At 51.5% G+C, this 16,875-nt stretch carries 19 protein-coding genes and 1 pseudogene; all 20 read right to left on the bottom strand.

What is annotated here, in order from left to right:
• A pseudogene (locus JU82_RS05325) lies at window positions 1-244 on the bottom strand (peptidylprolyl isomerase); the annotation flags it as partial.
• Window positions 245-254: 10 nt separating this feature from the next.
• Window positions 255-1,130: an ATP-binding cassette domain-containing protein gene (locus tag JU82_RS05330; protein ID WP_037947574.1), complete on the bottom strand. Its 876-nt coding sequence runs from the start codon at window positions 1,128-1,130 to the stop codon at window positions 255-257.
• On the bottom strand, window positions 1,127-1,801 hold the full coding sequence (modB, locus tag JU82_RS05335; protein WP_037947576.1) for a molybdate ABC transporter permease subunit: 675 nt from the start codon (window positions 1,799-1,801) through the stop codon (window positions 1,127-1,129). The genes JU82_RS05330 and modB overlap by 4 nt, the downstream gene beginning before the upstream one ends.
• Entirely contained in the window at window positions 1,791-2,186 is a 396-nt protein-coding gene (locus JU82_RS05340) for a hypothetical protein (protein WP_037947579.1), read from the bottom strand. Before JU82_RS05340 ends, modB begins: the two co-directional genes overlap by 11 nt.
• Complete coding sequence (modD, locus tag JU82_RS05345; protein ID WP_037947582.1) at window positions 2,183-3,046, bottom strand: ModD protein; 864 nt, start codon at window positions 3,044-3,046, stop codon at window positions 2,183-2,185. The genes JU82_RS05340 and modD overlap by 4 nt, the downstream gene beginning before the upstream one ends.
• Window positions 3,028-3,822, bottom strand: coding sequence for a class I SAM-dependent methyltransferase (locus tag JU82_RS05350; RefSeq protein ID WP_037947585.1), 795 nt, complete (start codon window positions 3,820-3,822; stop codon window positions 3,028-3,030). Before JU82_RS05350 ends, modD begins: the two co-directional genes overlap by 19 nt.
• Window positions 3,823-3,876: 54 nt before the next feature.
• Window positions 3,877-4,854, bottom strand: coding sequence for a cytochrome c peroxidase (locus JU82_RS05355; protein WP_294892223.1), 978 nt, complete (start codon window positions 4,852-4,854; stop codon window positions 3,877-3,879).
• Window positions 4,855-4,865: 11 nt separating this feature from the next.
• Window positions 4,866-5,345, bottom strand: coding sequence for a hypothetical protein (locus tag JU82_RS05360; RefSeq protein ID WP_294892225.1), 480 nt, complete (start codon window positions 5,343-5,345; stop codon window positions 4,866-4,868).
• Window positions 5,342-6,196 carry a hypothetical protein gene (locus JU82_RS11815; RefSeq protein WP_294892227.1) on the bottom strand — a complete coding sequence of 285 codons (855 nt, stop codon included), beginning with the start codon at window positions 6,194-6,196 and terminating at the stop codon, window positions 5,342-5,344. Before JU82_RS11815 ends, JU82_RS05360 begins: the two co-directional genes overlap by 4 nt.
• Window positions 6,196-8,172, bottom strand: coding sequence for a TonB-dependent receptor (locus JU82_RS05370; RefSeq protein ID WP_037947588.1), 1,977 nt, complete (start codon window positions 8,170-8,172; stop codon window positions 6,196-6,198). Before JU82_RS05370 ends, JU82_RS11815 begins: the two co-directional genes overlap by 1 nt.
• A gap of 16 nt (window positions 8,173-8,188) precedes the next feature.
• Window positions 8,189-8,950: an energy transducer TonB gene (locus JU82_RS05375; protein ID WP_294892235.1), complete on the bottom strand. Its 762-nt coding sequence runs from the start codon at window positions 8,948-8,950 to the stop codon at window positions 8,189-8,191.
• Window positions 8,951-9,005: 55 nt separating this feature from the next.
• Window positions 9,006-9,740: a molybdate ABC transporter substrate-binding protein gene (gene modA, locus JU82_RS05380; RefSeq protein WP_294892237.1), complete on the bottom strand. Its 735-nt coding sequence runs from the start codon at window positions 9,738-9,740 to the stop codon at window positions 9,006-9,008.
• A 148-nt stretch (window positions 9,741-9,888) separates the two neighbouring features.
• Window positions 9,889-10,665 carry a TOBE domain-containing protein gene (locus JU82_RS05385; protein WP_037947594.1) on the bottom strand — a complete coding sequence of 259 codons (777 nt, stop codon included), beginning with the start codon at window positions 10,663-10,665 and terminating at the stop codon, window positions 9,889-9,891.
• Between the two features lies 1 nt (window position 10,666).
• A complete protein-coding gene (locus JU82_RS05390) occupies window positions 10,667-11,182 on the bottom strand; it encodes a hypothetical protein (RefSeq protein WP_037947596.1) in 516 nt (171 codons plus the stop codon).
• Between the two features lie 37 nt (window positions 11,183-11,219).
• Window positions 11,220-12,011: a shikimate dehydrogenase gene (locus tag JU82_RS05395; RefSeq protein ID WP_037947598.1), complete on the bottom strand. Its 792-nt coding sequence runs from the start codon at window positions 12,009-12,011 to the stop codon at window positions 11,220-11,222.
• Window positions 12,008-13,420, bottom strand: a complete 1,413-nt coding sequence (locus tag JU82_RS05400) for an anthranilate synthase component I family protein (RefSeq protein WP_037947599.1) — start codon at window positions 13,418-13,420, stop codon at window positions 12,008-12,010. The genes JU82_RS05395 and JU82_RS05400 overlap by 4 nt, the downstream gene beginning before the upstream one ends.
• A 1-nt stretch (window position 13,421) precedes the next feature.
• Window positions 13,422-14,318: an SPOR domain-containing protein gene (locus tag JU82_RS11820; RefSeq protein ID WP_294892242.1), complete on the bottom strand. Its 897-nt coding sequence runs from the start codon at window positions 14,316-14,318 to the stop codon at window positions 13,422-13,424.
• Between the two features lie 27 nt (window positions 14,319-14,345).
• Window positions 14,346-14,888: a DUF1882 domain-containing protein gene (locus JU82_RS05415; RefSeq protein WP_037947601.1), complete on the bottom strand. Its 543-nt coding sequence runs from the start codon at window positions 14,886-14,888 to the stop codon at window positions 14,346-14,348.
• A gap of 17 nt (window positions 14,889-14,905) precedes the next feature.
• Window positions 14,906-16,153: a serine hydroxymethyltransferase gene (locus tag JU82_RS05420; protein ID WP_037947604.1), complete on the bottom strand. Its 1,248-nt coding sequence runs from the start codon at window positions 16,151-16,153 to the stop codon at window positions 14,906-14,908.
• The coding region (locus JU82_RS05425) for an amino acid--tRNA ligase-related protein (protein WP_037947606.1) at window positions 16,150-16,875 on the bottom strand (726 nt) is incomplete at its 5' end. The genes JU82_RS05425 and JU82_RS05420, both read right to left, overlap by 4 nt.

Raw genomic sequence — 16,875 nt, forward strand, 5'->3', positions numbered from 1 at the left:
CGCTGAGTGCTTCGGTGACGACCAGTGAGGGATCGTATTTGCCGAATGCTTTGTCGGCAGGCAGCTCGATTTTAAACGCCTCGCCGATACTTTTTCCTTCCAGAGCTTTTTCAACCGTTGGGAAAATATGACCGTAATTACCGTGTAGATAGACAAGCGATTCCTCCTCTTCGTGGAGGAGGTTTCCCTTTGTGTCGTTGATATGGTAATCGATGGTGACGATACAGTCTTTTTGGATGGTCATGGGGTTTTCCTTAGGGTAGTGGTATCAGAATAGGGTTAAACGCTTTGGTCGAGATTATAGCGTGTCCACCCACTCTCAGTTCTGAAGCCTCAGCGGAACTCAAGACCGTTCGAACCACCGACGATCCCACGAGGAGGGTCACGATCACAGCCGGGAAATCCTCCTCGATTTTGAGCACTTCTCCGATCAGCTGGAGTTTACCGCTCAAACTTTGAGGGCTGAAGAACTCCATTGGAGAACAGAGCCGTTTGATAACTCCTGCTTCGACGTGTGCCAGACGATCGGAGAGCTTGACCGTCTCGGCGATGTCGTGGCTGACGAGCAAAGTGGTGACCCCGAGTCGCCCGTGTATGAGGCTCAGTTCGTCTTGGAGTTTTTGGCGCATTGCGGGATCGAGCGCCGAGAGCGGTTCGTCCAGCAGCAGGATCTTCGGGCGGCGTACAAGGGCACGGGCAAGGGCGACGCGCTGTTTTTGTCCTCCCGAGAGGGTAGCGGGGAGGCGGTTGGAGAGCTGCGAGAGTTCTACCAGTTCGATCAGCTCGTCGACCCCGTTTTTTTGCTCTGCGTTCTCGGCGGCAAAGAGGAGGTTTTGGCGTACGCTCATCGTGGGGAAGAGGGCATAGTCCTGGAAGACGAACCCCACGCTCCGTTTCTGGGGCGGAAGGTTGATGCGCCGCGCACCGTCGAACCACATTTCTCCTTCTACCTCGATACGACCGCTGTCGGGTATTTCGAGTCCGGCGATGAGACGCAGAAGCGTCGTTTTTCCCGCACCGGAAGCTCCGAAGAGGGTCAGGAATTCGCCCTCATGGATATCAAGGCTGAAATGGGCGTCCAACGGCCCTTCGGCGGTGTCGAGATGCTTGTTTATATTGACTGATATCATCGGATTCCCCCGAAAGACTTTTTATTGAGGGTATAAACGAGGAGGAGTATGGCGAAGGTGACGACAAAGAGGGTGAGGGCGTACTGGTGCGCCATCGCGTAGTTGAGCGATTCGACCTCGTCGTAGATCGCGATCGAGGCAACGCGCGTCTCATCGGGGATGTTTCCGCCGATCATCAAGATCACCCCGAACTCCCCGACCGTATGGGCGAAGGCGAGGACGATACCCGAGATCAGTCCGTGACGGATGGAGGGAAGGATAACCCGCACCATCGTCTCGACCTTCGATTTTCCGAGGGTATAGGCGGCTTCAAAGATCGATGCAGGGACTTGCGACAGTGCCGACTGGATCGGATGCACCATAAACGGAAGGCTGAAGAGGACTGAGCCGATCACCAGCCCTTCGAAGCTGAACGCCAGCCGTATGCCGTGCTCGGTCAGAAAACTGCCGAGTGTGGAGGCGGGGCTGAACGCCAGAAGCAGGTAAAAACCGAGTACGGAAGGGGGCAAGACGAGGGGCATGCTCACGATCGTCTCGACGATGCTTTTGAACCGCATTTTCGAATAGGCTAGAAACGCCGCGAGGGGGATTCCGATGAGCAGGAGTACTAGGGTCGTGATTGCGGCGAGTTTGAACGTCAGCGCCATCGTGCTCAAAAATTCAGCTTCCATGGTGGCCTCTCAGCAGTGATATTTCGCTCGGACTCACCATCCAAAACACTTCCTCTCCCTCCTCAATGCTGAGGGTATTGAAGGTGAGTGTCGGGACGAGGGCGGTAATCGTCTTATCGTAATAGGCAAGGGTGATTTGGGAGAGTACGCTTCCCTGCTCGATTTTGCTGATGAGGGCACGTTGGATATTGGCGGTCGTGGCGATAGGTGCTGAGGCAAGGAGCACTTCGGTCTCTTTGAACGCCAGCATCAAAGATTCGCCTGCGGCGTCATGGCACTGTTCGGCGAGCAGGAGATGAAAGTTATCCTCTCCTACCGTAACGGTGAGGATGCTTAGATGTTCAGAAGCGGTAATGGCGCTCAGGGTGGCGGGTAAAATATTCATAACGGTTCTATTCTTACTTTGATATCCGCAGGTTGTGCGCTGTAAGGCGATGAGGTGACGATCATATCGACCCCCGTGCCGGCGTACTCGGCGATGTTTTTGGCGCTGATCCCTCCGGTGGCGATGAGGGTGATGCGGGGATAATCGGCGCGGAGGATGCGTACGGCATCGGCGAGCTTGGTCAGAGGGAATTTCTCCAGCTGGAGAATGTCGGCTCCGAGGCGGGCAAATTTGAGCGCTTCGGCGATGTTAGAGGCTTCGATGACAATCTTTTTCTCGGGATTGGCTTTTTTGGCTTTGCCGAGGGCTGAGCCGAACGCTTCATCCGAAGAGAAAAAAACACGGTGGTACTCAAACACGAGGATCGATTCGGAAAGACCCAGACGGTGGGCGACACCGCCCCCCGATTCGACCGCCTTGATGGCGATTTTTTTTGTAAACGGAGTCGTTTTTCGGGTGGTGGCGACGACGATATCGGGATTGACGGTGCGGGCGAGCAGCACTGCTTCGCGGGTATAGGTGGCTATCCCGCTCGCGTAATCGAGGAGGTTCTGGACGCTTTTCCAGATGCGATGGCAGTGTGCCGCCTCACCGCGTGCTTCGAGAAAGACGCTTTTGGGCGGAACTAAAGTTCCCGATTTCACAAAACCGTCGATCTCCAGACCGTAGAGTCCACATAAACGCACCGCTTCTTCGGTACAGGAGGCAACGAGAGGGCGCTCACGGGTGGCGAAGGTGATACGGGCGCGCCGGTCGGTGATCCCCAGCGACGCGGTGGTCAGATCGCCGTAGGGGACGTCCTCGGCGAGAAGGGATTCGAGCTCATGGTCGTTAAGAATAATCACTTGGTAGTCTCCCATCCGATAAAAGCCCAGCGCACCGGACGCGGCGGACGGTTCTCGCCGAGAACGATCCGGTTGTAGTATTCTCTGGCTTTGTTCTGCTGCTCTTCGTCCAGACTTCCGATGCTCCAGATCAGCGATTGGACAAATTCCTCTTCGGTGCCGCTGCGCACACTTCCCCGACCCGTTTCGATGTAGTCGATGCGGGGGAGATAGCCACGGCCGTAGAGGAGGATCGGAATGTACCAGTAATCGGGTTTTGTTTTCACTTGTTTGCCGATGTAACCCAAAATATCCATATCGACGAAGCTTCCGCCGACTTTGTAGGTGAGATAACACGCTTTGGCCGCGTGGGCGGACATCTTTGAAAGCGCCGCATCCAGATCGGCGACTTCCATCGATCTTGAGGCCACGGCGACGTCGACGGGAGGCAGAACGCTCCAGTCGTCTTCCCAGCCCAGATGGTAGGTCGTGATGTTGGTGATTCCTTCGCGCGCGGCGTACGCTTCGACTTCGTCCAGCATTTTGCGCGAAAAATCGACGGCGATCACGTGTTTGGTCTTTTTGGCCAGCGGTACGCTCAGCGCTCCGGGACCGCAGCCGATGTCGAGAACCGTTTCGTCGCCGTGCAGTTTCATTCGCGAGATGAATTCTTCCACATAAGGGCTGTTGATCGTCGATTGCGCCATGTCCGAGGATTTTTCGTCCCAGTCGCTGCTGCTTTTGGATTTGAAATCGGTGGCGGCTTTGTGCTTGCGGTACATATGCGCGAAATCGATGGGTTCAAGAAACATTCATGGCCTTTTTTGATGTTTTATTATAGCGAAAACGATCCGTTACCCGGATAGTTAGTATGGGCATTCTTTAGCCGGTTTGGCGTATTTGGGATTGTTGACGAAGGTCGTATCGCTTAGGGCATCGATAAAAGCGATGAGCTCGTCGATTTCCTGATGATTCAGCGTTTGATGGACGTTCACATCGTGTTTTCGGATCGCATCGGCAAGTGTTTTGGCGCTGCCGTCATGCCAGTACGGAGCGGTCAATGCGGCGTTTCTCAAACTCGGCGTACGGAAGAGGTTCTTATCTTTGGGGTTTCCGGTGACGTCGGAAAGTCCGTTATCGCGCATCCGATCTTCGTTTTTCGGATTTTTAGGTTGGACTTGGTGAAAATCATCATCGCTGAAAAGGGGAGCCCTATGACACGTGTTGCATTTCGCCGCTCCGAAAAACAGTTTTTTTCCTCTTTGAGCCTTTTGGGTCGGTAAAGGCTTCCCTTTTTCCGTCATTTGATCATAGAGAGATTGATTGGAAACGAAGGTTTTTTGAAAGCTTTCCAATGCTCTGGAGACGGTATTGATATCGATTGAGCCTTTTTTGTTTGGGAATGCGCGCAAAAAGAGTTTTTGATAGCACTCGTTTTGACCCAGCCGTTTGCCTATTTCAGCCTCATGGCCGTTCATACCCATCTCGACAGGTTCGGTTCCCCGCATCGGCATCAACGATTGCTCCGCCAAGCCGCTGAGGCGGTTGTGCGCCCATGTGAGGTTTTTAAACGCTCCGATATTCGCAAGTCCCGGGACGTTTCGTTTCCCGGGGTCGTCCAAGGCCCCGGGATGGGCTTGGTTGCCGTCGGCGAAAGCCTTTCTTTGCTCATGACAGGTCGCGCACGACATAGTGCCGTTGATCGAGAGGTCGGCATCGTAAAACAAACGCCGGCCCAGTTCGATTTGGGCTTTTTGCTCTGGGGTGTCCTGTGATGATTGCGCCTGCAGCGCAGGTTGCGCCGCGAGCAAGCAGATCCCGATGGTAAAAATATTTTTTATCATGGCTATCGTTCTCATGGGAGTTTGGTGACCAAGACGGCACTCGTCGTATCGGCTCCCGCGGAGAGTTGAAGTGTATACGTACCCTCATCAAGGTTGTAGTCCACCATTTTTCGTATGCCCGAATTTTTTGCCCCTTGTGCGTGCGCTACCGATTGTGCCGATTTCCCGTCCTTGACCATTTCGATCCATGACGCGTTGGCCAGCACTACGCGATAGAGCCCCTTCTCTTTGATGGTGATCCGGAATATTCCTCCGTAACTCACGGTCCCCCCTTCATTCGTCGGTCTGGCGACGTATTGGATTTTCGGGGTCGGGAGTAAACCGACAAGCGATGCGGAATTGAGGGTGAGGGTTGCATCCGTAAGCTCTTGAGCATTTTTGGCTGTACCGACATAAGAGAGGCTTTTCCACGCCGAGAGTTCACTCGGCAGAACCGCTTCGTTGGCGAATAAGCTTGTGGCCAACAATAGAATGAATAATCCGTTTTTCATGGTAATTCCTTGGTTTGTATTTGGGTAGTTTGTGAGGTGAGGGGTTGCGTGTTCGGAAAAAAGAGCGGTATCTCTTCAAACCCATCAATCCGAAAATCTTTCACCAGCTTCTGTGTTGATTCTGACGTCAAAAAGTTGAGAAGTTTCACACTTTTCTCATATTGCATCTGGCCGATTTTTGACGGAGTTCCCACTGCCGCCAAATAGGGGCGTCTGAGTTTCGGATCATCGAAAATAAACCCTTTGATCCGTGGATGATGCTGCTTTTGCATCACAAAGGGGATTACGCCATAGAGCGTGTATCCGTTTTTCTCGACGACATCTTTCAAAAAACCTCTTTTTTTAGCGGTAAAAATGAGGTTCCGCTCCTCCGGGTCAAAAGAATAGGCGTGTGCCAATTCACCGTTTACCTCAAACGTTCCGCCGCTGGCATGGATGAAAAAAGAGGCTTTTGAACGCTCGATTTTTGATAATGCCGAGGATAGAGGTTCTTTCTCCGTTATGTTTGCCGGATTGGTGTCGGCACCGATAATCATTTGCGCGTTGTGCGCCCACGGTGTGAGCTTTTCGACATAGCCGCTTGAAGCGAGTTCCACCATCGTGTCGCTGGAGTGCATGGTGATCAAATCGACCGGATGGGATCTGGTATACGCATCCAGTTCATGTTTGGTGCCGGTAATAACGACTTCGAGCGGAATGCGGTAGGTCGTTTCGAACGATGCCGCTACTTTTTGCCACAACCCGCTCATCGTCATTCCGCCGATGATCGCAACCCGAATGGGTTGCTCGGAAGCGGATAAGGTGATTGCTCCGATCAACAAAAACGTTACCGCTGTGAGGAGGTTGCGCATTAGAACGTATACCCGATGTTGGCGAAAAACTCACGTCCCGCCATCGGGAATCCCAGATCATAGGCATAGAGTTTGTCGGTCAGATTTTTGACTCCGACTTCCGCGGTGATCGCATCGGTCGCTTTGTAGATCGCTTTGAGATCAAACGTCGTAAATGTCGGATTGATAACATACGATTTATCGGCTTTTTGCTCGTAGGCACCTTTGCGCAATTTTATATTGCCATAGAGTGAAAAACCGCCTCCGAGTTCCGTTTGGGCGAAGGCAAATAATTGATGTTTCGGTACATCGACACGTTTGACGCTCTCATCGGTTCGATTTTTAACGGAAATGTAGGTGTAGTTACCGCCGGTCTCAAAGGTATCGGCTTTGTAATTCAGCTCCGTTTCAAAACCGCGATGATCGAAACTGCCTATGTTCTGGTTTTGGAGATAGGCGGGATTGGGCGTGTACACGACGCTTTGAATCGCATCATCCACGCGGGTGAAAAAACCGTTGATGCGGGTAGAGAACTCTCCGCGCCGTTGTTGGTAGCTGAGTTCGTAGTGGGTGGCCACTTCGTTTTGGAGATCGACGTTCGGTACCGAACTGTTGAATTTTCGTGAATATCGGTCTTTCATCGAGGGCATATAGGTTTTTTGCGATACGCTGGCACGGATTTTGGAATGTGCATCGGGAGCATAGATCAATGCCGCCTGAGGGTTGTAAGCGCTTTGGGTTTTCAGTGTCAACATATCCAAATAGGCGGTGTTGGTATCATAGATTTTGTCCCCTTCGCGACGATCGTAACTCACCCCTGCGAGAAATTGCCATTGGGAATTGAGGGTGTAGGTATCTTCGAGTCCGAGCGAGATCGTGTGGTCTTCATAGTTTTCGGTCATGGTTTCGACATTGGTCGTTTTGTGGATGTCGTACCCTTGGTGAACGTCTTTTTTGTAATTGGCCGCTGCGGTGAGGAAGTGTTTATCCAACTCGACGCCGTATTCGAGACGTGCCCCCGCGCTGTAATCATCATAGCGGCTTTTGAACGCTTTGGCGGTATTCATCGTCGTGTAGTTGATGTTGTCATAACTGTACAGGGAATTTTCGATGGTATCGTAATAGGCGAGCGCTTTGAGATAGCCGTTACCCAGATTTTTCTGTCCCGTGATGAACACCGACTCTTTGTCCCAGTACGGCCAGTCCCAGTATTTCGCTTGAGAGTACGCCGGATCGCTCACCGGAGGCTGCTGCTTTTGGCCGTTTTGGTTTGAATACCCGATCGCGACTTCGCTTCCGTCATCGGCAATGTATCCGGTTTTGAAGCTGATTTTATAATCTTCTGCTTCGGAACGGAGCCGTTCTCCCTCCGGTTGTACGCTTCCGGCGACTTGGGTATAGTCATCGCTCATGCGATAGTGATCTTGATCGCTGTAGACGGCTCCGAGCTGTGCGTAGAGATGATCTTGACGGGTTCCGAGGTTGATCGATGCGACGCGGCGGGAGAGATCACCGTCACTGTCGAGCACCATCCCCGCTTTGACATTCCCCTCCAGCGCTTTGGTCGGACGTTTGGAGATGACGTTCACAACTCCCCCCATCGTATTGGCACCGTAGGCGACCGACGAATACCCTTTGGAAACATCGATTTGAGCGATATCACTGGTGAGAAAACGGTCATAATCGAAGTTGCCGTCGTAGGGGACATAGACGGGGATACCGTCGATAAAGACACCGATCCGGCGTGCATCGTGCCCACGAATATAGAGTGTCGATTCACCCCGCCCTCCCTGAACATCTTGATTGATACCGCTCATGTTGTCGAGTGCATCGGAGAGGGTTTCGCTGTTTTGCTGAGCGATTGTATCCGATGTTATCGCTTGTTCGAACGGGCTCTCTTCGAGCGGAGCGTTGAGGACATTGACCTGTCCCAGCGTAAAGGTGTCGGCCAGAATCGCCGAAGCGGCCAGCGACAGTAGCAGCACGTGTTTTTGCATCATTTTTCCTTAAGATTTATAGTTTGGGGTAGCTCAAATTGAACGCGATAGGAATATTCAATTCAACGGTTTTTCCCAGGACGGGATAATCACCGCTGAGGCTGAGTATCGTATTGAGCGCTTTTTCATCCAGCAGTTTGCTACCGCTCGTACTGCTGATTTTTGCTTTATGGACGGTTCCGTTGGAGTTGAGAATGAAAAAGACCGTCACAACCCCTTCAAGGCGCAGTTTGCGTGCAATGGAGGGATAAACGACGGCTTTTTCGATAATAGCCCGGATATGTCCTAATGCCGCACCGCCGATTTGTTGGTCTGAAACGGGGTTTCTTGGTAATTCGTTTACAGGTGCAAGAGACGCAGATTGAGGAGAATCAATACTTTTGGACGGCAGTGACGAAGTCGGCACAGGGGTAGAAGCTAGAGGCGCGGACGCCTCAGGAGACACCGAAGAAGTAGATGGCGGTGTCCCCTCAAGCGTCTTGGTAAAGATTTTTGGAGTGGGTTGTATGGGTTGTTGTTGGATTTTAGGGGGCAAAATCTTTGAATGACTGCTTTCGAGTTTATCGATATCTTCCGCTTTTTCATTAACATCACTTAGCGAGATAACGATACGTTCCTCAGGTTTGTCCAATATGACCGGATGCGACGTCATAAAGTAGGCAACGGCAAAAAATACCGAAGCGTGTACCCCCAAAGAAGCGGCAAACGATTTGGATTTTAATAAGGAATTGTCATATTGTATCATTTTGGATATAACGATTTGGTTTAAAAAAATCATTTTGTCATCCTGTTTTCCATAAGTATGATACTCATGAAAGAGTATCAGTTTGGCATTACTGCACGACAAAGCCGTATTTTTTGAGAATCTCATTGGCTTCTTTTGTTTCAAAAAATGAGATGAAGGCACTCGCTTCGGAGTTGTTTTTTACCAGCACGTACCCCTGGACGAGTTCGGGATGGGACTCTTTGGGAATCAGAAAGGAGGGGATGTCCCGAAGAGCTGGGCTGGACGAAATGGAGAGGGCTAGAATCGCGACATCGGCCGCTTTCGTTTGCGCGTATTGTGCGGTTTGGTTGATATTTTCACCGTAGATCAGTTTGTCTTTGATTTTCTCATAAATTCCATAAGACTTGAGTGCGGCAACGGCGGCGCGTCCATAGGGAGCGTGTTCGGGATTGGCGATCGCTATTTTTTTGATGTTGGGTGAGAGCAGCGTGTTCATCCCTTTGGAGGTATCGATCGTATTGCTCCACAAAACAATCCGACCGATGGCATAAGGTTTCACATCGCCGACCGCTTTGCCTGCAGCTTTGAGCTTTTTGGGATAGTCGATGTCGGCACTGTAATAAATATCGTACGGGGCGCCGTTGCTGATCTGGGTGAACGCCTTACCTGAAGAGCCGAACATCGTATTGATTTTTGTCTCAGGATGGCGTTTCATATAGAGTTTGGCGATATCGCCCAACGCGTATTTCATATCCGCTGCGGCGGCGATGTTGACTTCCCCTGCAAGCAAAGAGGAAAGGGATAGGGCCAAAGAGGCGACGATATGTGTAAACGGTTTCATGAAAGCTCCTTTGTATCTGTTGTGATATAACGATAAGTGCTCTTTTGGTAATGCAAAAACGGTTCGCGAAAAAACGCGACACTTTCGTTATGTTTTGTAAGATATAACGAATTATAGGAAAACAATCTTAAACTTTTATGTCGGAAGGTTATAAACCGATGATTATGTGCAACGGCGAGATAAGGGCGTAAGCGGGTGAACCGACAGCAAAAGTCTGTGCGGTATCTTGCTTTTCAAGGGCGATGAGAAGCGCTCCTCCATCGAGCCGCAGGGTAATTTCGACATTATCTTCCGAACTTTCGATGGTTTCGACGGTACCGGAGAGGACATTATCTGCAGTCGGAGAAGAGGGCGGTGCGGAGACGATATGGATATCGCTCGATTTGATGATCGCGTAAGCGTCGCATCCCATCATCAGCCCCATATTCTCGACCGATTTGGCGGTAATAGTGGACAGCAGAGTGTCGCCGCCTTGCAATGTCAGCGTTATGGTCGTATGCAAGCCGTTAGGACGGATATCTTTGAGAACAGCCGGGAGCTGATTGCGCGCGCTGGTGGTGAGAAACGTACGGTTGAGGATGCGGGCGAGCCGTTCGGGATCATTGCCCGCTTCGGCAAAACGGTCGATGAACTGGCGGTGCAGTTCGTTCAAACGACGATAGGTGGCGATGAGCTCATGCGCGTAGGGGGTGAGCTTCGTTCCGCCGCCCCCACGGCCTCCCGTAAGACGTTCGATGAGGGGCTGATCTGCTAGGGCATTCATGCCGTTGATCCGTTCCCATGCCGCTTTGTAGCTCATTTTCATCTCTTTGGCGGCGGCATTGATCGATCCCGTCTTGTCGATCCGCTCCAGCAGTTCGATCCGTCCGGCACCTAAAAAGCTTTGCCCCTCTTTGGTGAGCCAGAAACGTCCGTCGATCTTCACGTTATTCTTCTGTCGCGGCTTGTTTGGGGACGAAATTGATCAGCTTTTTTGCGACGTTGACGGGGCAGAAAAAGAAGATTTCGAACATAGGAGTGATAACGGTGGTGGTTTCATCGAGGATTTCAAACGCTTTGAAACTGAACCCCGTTCCGTCGGCTTCATTGTTCATCGCTACGGTAAACGTGAGCGGCGAAAGCGATCGGAGCATATTGGTGACGTTTTTATAGTTTTTGTCTTCGGGCGAAGCCATCAGGTTTTGATTTTCGTCCGTACGGGCATTCAGCCGCGTACTGAGCAACGAGAGGTTGTCGCGGTGGACGTTTTTGTTCCATTTGATAAGCCCTTTTGGGAATCGGAGTAAGGCCGTTTTCGATACCAGAGGATGCGGAGAGGCGCGGTGAATGGTTTCGAGGAGTTTCAAAAACGAATTTTTTCCGCCTATCGATGCGGCATAGGCAAGAAGTTGATCGCGAAGGAGAATTTTTTCAGCATCGGATAGCTGATGGAAACGGCACATTAAGAGCCTTTGCATTAAGATGCACTATTATAGCGCTTTAGTACAAAAAACTTTGCCGCATGGCGGATTCGATCTGATCTATAGGATATCGGCGATGCAAAAAGAGATAGTTGGCCAGCACCCCTTGTGAGAGCAGCATGTCCGAGCCGTCTTTGTAGGGAAGGCATCGTTCTTTGACTTCGCGCAGAAAAGGGGTTTCTTTGCCGTAGATGACATCGACGGCCGCTTTGGTACGCGTAAGAAGCTCTTTCAGCATCGCAGCCGGAACCGGTAGCTCATTGTCGGACAATCCGGCCGAAGTGGTGTTGATGATCATGTCATAGGCATCAGGGGTGAAATTCTCCCATGCATAGGAAGCAATTCCCTCATTTTTGAAATACTCCAGACGGCCTTCGGAACGGTTCAAAACGGTGACGTCGATCCCCTTTGAGCGCAGAGCGACGGAGAGGGCGCGTGCCGTCCCTCCCGCTCCGAGAATCAATGCGGATCGGATAGGGCCGAACGATTCGATGGCATGGATAAATCCGTCAGCGTCGGTGTTATAGCCGATGAGGCGGCCGTTTTCGATCACAAGGGTATTGACCGCTTTGATGGTTTGGGCGATGCCGCGCACTTCGTCGCACTGTTCGTAAGCTGACTCTTTGTGCGGGACGGTGACGTTCGCTCCCTGAAGAGCTTTGGAAAAAAATACCTCTCGGAGTTTGGAGCCGTCTTCGAGGCGGGTGCGGGTATAGCAAGCTTTGATCCCCAGCGTTTTGAAAACATTGTTATGCATCAGCGGAGAGCGCGAATGGCTCACCGGATCGCCGAAGATGGTAAAAACGTTCATCGAGGAGAAACCAGATCGTCCAGTGTGCTCATCAGAGCGCCGAGTTTATTGGTCACTTCGAGGTATTCAAGCTCATGTACCGAATCTGCGACGACGCCGGCTCCGGCTTGGAGAATCACTTCGTCTTTTTTTATAAGGGCGGTACGGATCGTGATCGCGCTGTCCATGTTTCCGTCGAATCCGAAATAGCCGATGGTGCCGCTGTAATAGCCCCGTTTGACCCCTTCGTATTCGGCGATCAGCTCCATCGCGCGGATTTTCGGCGCTCCGGTCATTGTTCCGGCGGTGAAGACGGCGGCGAGCAGATCGAACATATCTTTGTCGTCACGGATGGATGCATGGACGTCCGAAACGATGTGCATAACGTGAGAATAGCGCTCGACGTGCATCATCTCTTCGACCCGTACGGTTCCTGTTTTGGCGACGCGTCCGACGTCGTTGCGACCCAAATCGATCAGCATCAGGTGCTCGGCAAGCTCTTTGGGATCGGAGAGGAGTTCTTCTTCAAGCTCCATATCGCGTTGTTTGGTTACACCCCGCTTACGGGTTCCCGCGATCGGGCGCAGAAGGATGTCGCCGCCCGTTAGCCGTACCATCACTTCGGGCGAACTGCCGACGATGTTGAAATCTTCGAATTCCATCAGGTACATGTACGGAGAGGGGTTTTTGAGGCGTAGAATACGGTAGAAGCTGAACGGATCGACCTGCGCGTGGCGGATGTAGCGGTTCGTCATCAGGATTTGGAAGACGTCGCCGCTTTTGATCATCTCTTTGGATTTGTCCACCATCGAGAAAAACTGGTCTTTGCTGAAGATGAATTCGCCTCCGCGATCGTTTTGGATCGGATTGAGCGGAGTGTAGGTATAGGGAGCTTTGAGGGTGGCTTCGATCTCGTCGAAACGGCCGATAAAGCTTTCGACACAGCTGAGCAGCGTGATCGTTGCATTTTTATGAGAGATGACGAACGTCAGCTTGGGGAGGATGAGATCCATGTCGGGAGTGTGGGTCTGGTCCAGCAGATTCGACATCGATTCTTCGAGGACGGGTTCGAAAACCTGCACCATATCGTATCCGATGTAGCCGATAAACCCGTCGATATATCCGACGCCGAGTTTGCGTGCGCGTTCACGATAAGCGTGCTGGTCAAGGGCGGAATAATATCCTTTCAGGAACTCAAACGGGGAACCCGCCATTGTGTTTTTAGTGCCTGACGCATCGGTATAGACGGTTGTTTTGTCACTGTAGGTAAGGCGTTCCCGAGCACCGATGACGATGATCGTGTAATTCCCTTCGCTGCTTCCGGCACTTTCGAACAGAAAACTGACTTCGCCGGCAAAAAGCTTTTTGGCTTTTTCGTAAACGGCAATCGGAGCGAATTGGTCAAGCGAAAAACGGCGCGAGGTGATCACATTATCCCTTTACGATATACGCGCCGGATTCAATGTTCTTGCGAACGGTTCCGATAACGTCGCGTGCCGCTTTTTCACCCTGGAAAGGACCGACGAGCACTTTGGTCGCTGCACCGCTCGGAACGGTCGTGTATTTCAAGCCGCTGGCGTTCAAGCGTTCGAACAGAGCTTTGTTCGGCTCTTTCGTGAACGATCCGACCTGAATGTAATAGGTTCCGCCGGTTTCTGCCGCTTTTGGTGCGGCATCGGCTGTTTTGGGAGCGGTTGCGGCTGTTGTTTTGGCAACCGGTTGTTCAGCCGTTTTGGCAGCTGTAGACGTTGCGGCTGTTTTTGTCGTCGTAGCCGCTTTTTTCGGTTCGACTACTTTTTTTGGTTCGGCAGGTTTGACACTCTTGATTGTCGGAGTAGCCACGGCGGCAGCCGGTTTCGCGACAGGTTTAGGCTCTGCTTTTGCGGTGCTTGACGTTGTCGCAGGTTTGGGTTGCGTCGTCACGGCCGTTTGACGGGTCGGTGCGACAGGAGCGGCAGTCTGTACGGGCGCTGTTGAAGGCTCGATGACTTTTTCCTGAACCGGGGCATTGTCAAACGACTCTTGTTTGATTTTTTGGGCGATTTGTCCCAAATCCTGAGCGGTTGCCGTCGTATTGCTTCCTTCTTGGATCACTTCTACCGGCTCGAACAAAGGATCGTCAATAATCTCGGTCGGTGCCGAAGGCGCAGGCGGGATAGCCGCATGCGGCGGTTGCTCATCACTTTCGCTTTTGAGTGAGTTCATGATAACCAGCACGATTATGAGAACAAGGGTAAGGGTCGCAATCGCCAAAAGCAGCTTCTTGCTGTTCGAACCTGACCCGCTTTTGTTCAGGATAATATCGTTGAGCTCGTTTTTTTCTTCCATAAAAGCTTTTCCTTCTGAGTTTATCGGTTACATGTGTTTCGACCATGAAGCGCCGCGTTCTTTAGCGTACACTTCATAGGGGAGATTAAGTATGTTGTACTCCAACGGCAAATCGAGAGTCGGAAACATGCGCCATTGTTTAGGCTGTTTCGCGGCCAATTTCATCGAAATCATTTTACCCAGTTGATTGGCTTCTTGTAAAGTCGTATGTCCCTTGTGGATGTAGACGTGCAGATGGCCGGGCGTTTTTGTCTCAAAAGCGGTAAAATTGATGAATCCCTCTTCTCTCAAAAGCAGTTGCGCGCGATGGTAAAAACGCTGCGGGTCGTTTCCGTTGTAATCGATGACGATGTTTTCGACTTTGTCGAATTGATTGACCAATGAGTGGGCAACGGTAATCTGGCCTTTGAGATGCTGATCGATGACCGATTGGGTCAATGTCTTGTCGATACGCTCGTATTTGTTGTACAGGGTGCGCCCTTTGAAATCGATTTTATTGACGACACTGTCGTGTTTGAGCCAATAATGATCCGTGATCATTTTGATCAGTTTCATGTCCATCGATGTCATAGGCACTGTTCCTTGAATTAATACGTCGGTTGTTTGTACATGACGAAATTTTTCGCCAGTGCTTTGAGTTCTTCTTTGATAGCGGCTTGTTTCGCTTCGTTTTCAATATCGTCGAGGACATCGGCGATTTTGTTGGCGATAATGTCGAACTCTTTTTCTTTCATTCCGCGTGATGTCAGAGCAGGGCTTCCGATACGTACGCCGCTGGTGACGAACGGCGAACGCGTTTCGCCCGGAACGGTATTTTTGTTGACGGTAATCCCGGCACGTCCGAGCGCCGCATCGGCATCTTTACCGCTGAACGGTTTGTTCAGGAACGAAACGAGAACGAGGTGGTTGTCCGTTCCGCCGCTGACGATGTCGTAGCCGCGTTTCATCAATACGTCTGCGAGTACTTTTGCGTTGGCTTTGACTTGCGCAGCGTAGACTTTCCACTCGTTTGAGAGGTTGTATTTGAAACCGACCGCTTTGGCGGCGATGACGTGAACCAACGGCCCGCCCTGAAGTGCCGGGAAAATAGCCGAATTGATTTTTTTCGCGATCTCTTCGTCGTTTGTCATAATCATACCGCCGCGTGGACCCGCGAGGGTTTTGTGAGTCGTCGTAGTAACGACATCGGCATACGGGAACGGACTTGGATGCTCGCCTGCGACGACAAGACCGGCGATGTGGGCGATGTCCGCGAACAGGATCGCTCCGACCGCATCGGCGATTTCACGGAATTTTTTGAAATCGATTTCACGGGCATACGCAGACGCGCCGCACACGATGATTTTAGGCTGAACGATTTTGGCGATGTCCATGACGCGCTCATAATTGATGCGTCCGTCAAGTTCGACTCCGTAAGAGAAGCTGTGGTAGTTTTTACCTGAAAAGCTTACTTTTGAACCGTGTGTCAAGTGTCCGCCGTGGCTAAGATCCATACCGAGGAGTTTGTCACCCGCCTGGAGGAGGGCAGCATACACGGCACCGTTTGCCGATGAGCCGGAGTGGGGCTGTACGTTGGCGTAATTACAACCGAACAGTTTGCACGCACGGTCGATTGCCAGCTGCTCTACGCCATCGGCGTATTCGCATCCGCCGTAGTAACGTTTAGCGGGATAACCTTCGGCATATTTGTTGGTAAAAACAGAACCCATTGCTTCCATAACGGCCGGGAGGGTGAAGTTTTCAGACGCGATCATCTCCAGATGGTCGGTTTGGCGTTCGAGCTCTTGCTCACACAGGGCATAAATTTCGTTGTCAAATTCTTTGAGGAAACTCATTCTTCTTCTCCGTTGTTGGTTTGGTTGTGGTGTAAAGGTTTCATCGCCGGGAAAAGCAATACGTCCCGGATCGAGTGTTGGTTGGTCAACATCATGACAAGGCGGTCGATACCGATCCCTTGGCCCGCCGTCGGTGCCATACCGTAGCTGAGCGCGGTGACGAAATCTTCGTCCATTTCATGCGCTTCGTCATCGCCGGAATCTTTGGCCGCCATCTGAGATTCAAAACGCTCCAGCTGATCGACCGGATCGTTGAGCTCGCTGAACGCGTTGGCGATTTCGCGCCCCGCGATAAAGAGCTCGAAACGGTCCGTCAGTTCCGGGCGTTCGTCGTTACGGCGTGCAAGCGGCGAAATCTCGACCGGATAATGGGTGATGAATGTCGGATTGATCAGTTTTTCTTCAACGAACTCGTCGAAGAGTTCTCCTTGCAGCTGACCGAGATTCATCGCCGCATTGGCTTCGAGGTTTTTCGATTTGAGATAGGCCAGAATCGCGTCTTTGTCGTTGACAATCTCTTCGGGAACCCCGCCGATAACGCTGAGACTCTTAACGAGCTCGATTTCGGTGAATTGGGCGAAATCGACTTCGACTTCACCGTAGGGAAGGCGTTTCGGGAGTTCAAGATGATCGAAAAGGTATTCAAAATACTCTTTGGTGATCTCGATCAGGTCTTGATAGGTTTTGTAAGCCCAGTAAAACTCGATGGAGGTGAATTCGGG

This window comes from Sulfuricurvum sp. MLSB (assembly GCF_000747095.1).
In the GTDB taxonomy this organism is placed as follows: domain Bacteria; phylum Campylobacterota; class Campylobacteria; order Campylobacterales; family Sulfurimonadaceae; genus Sulfuricurvum.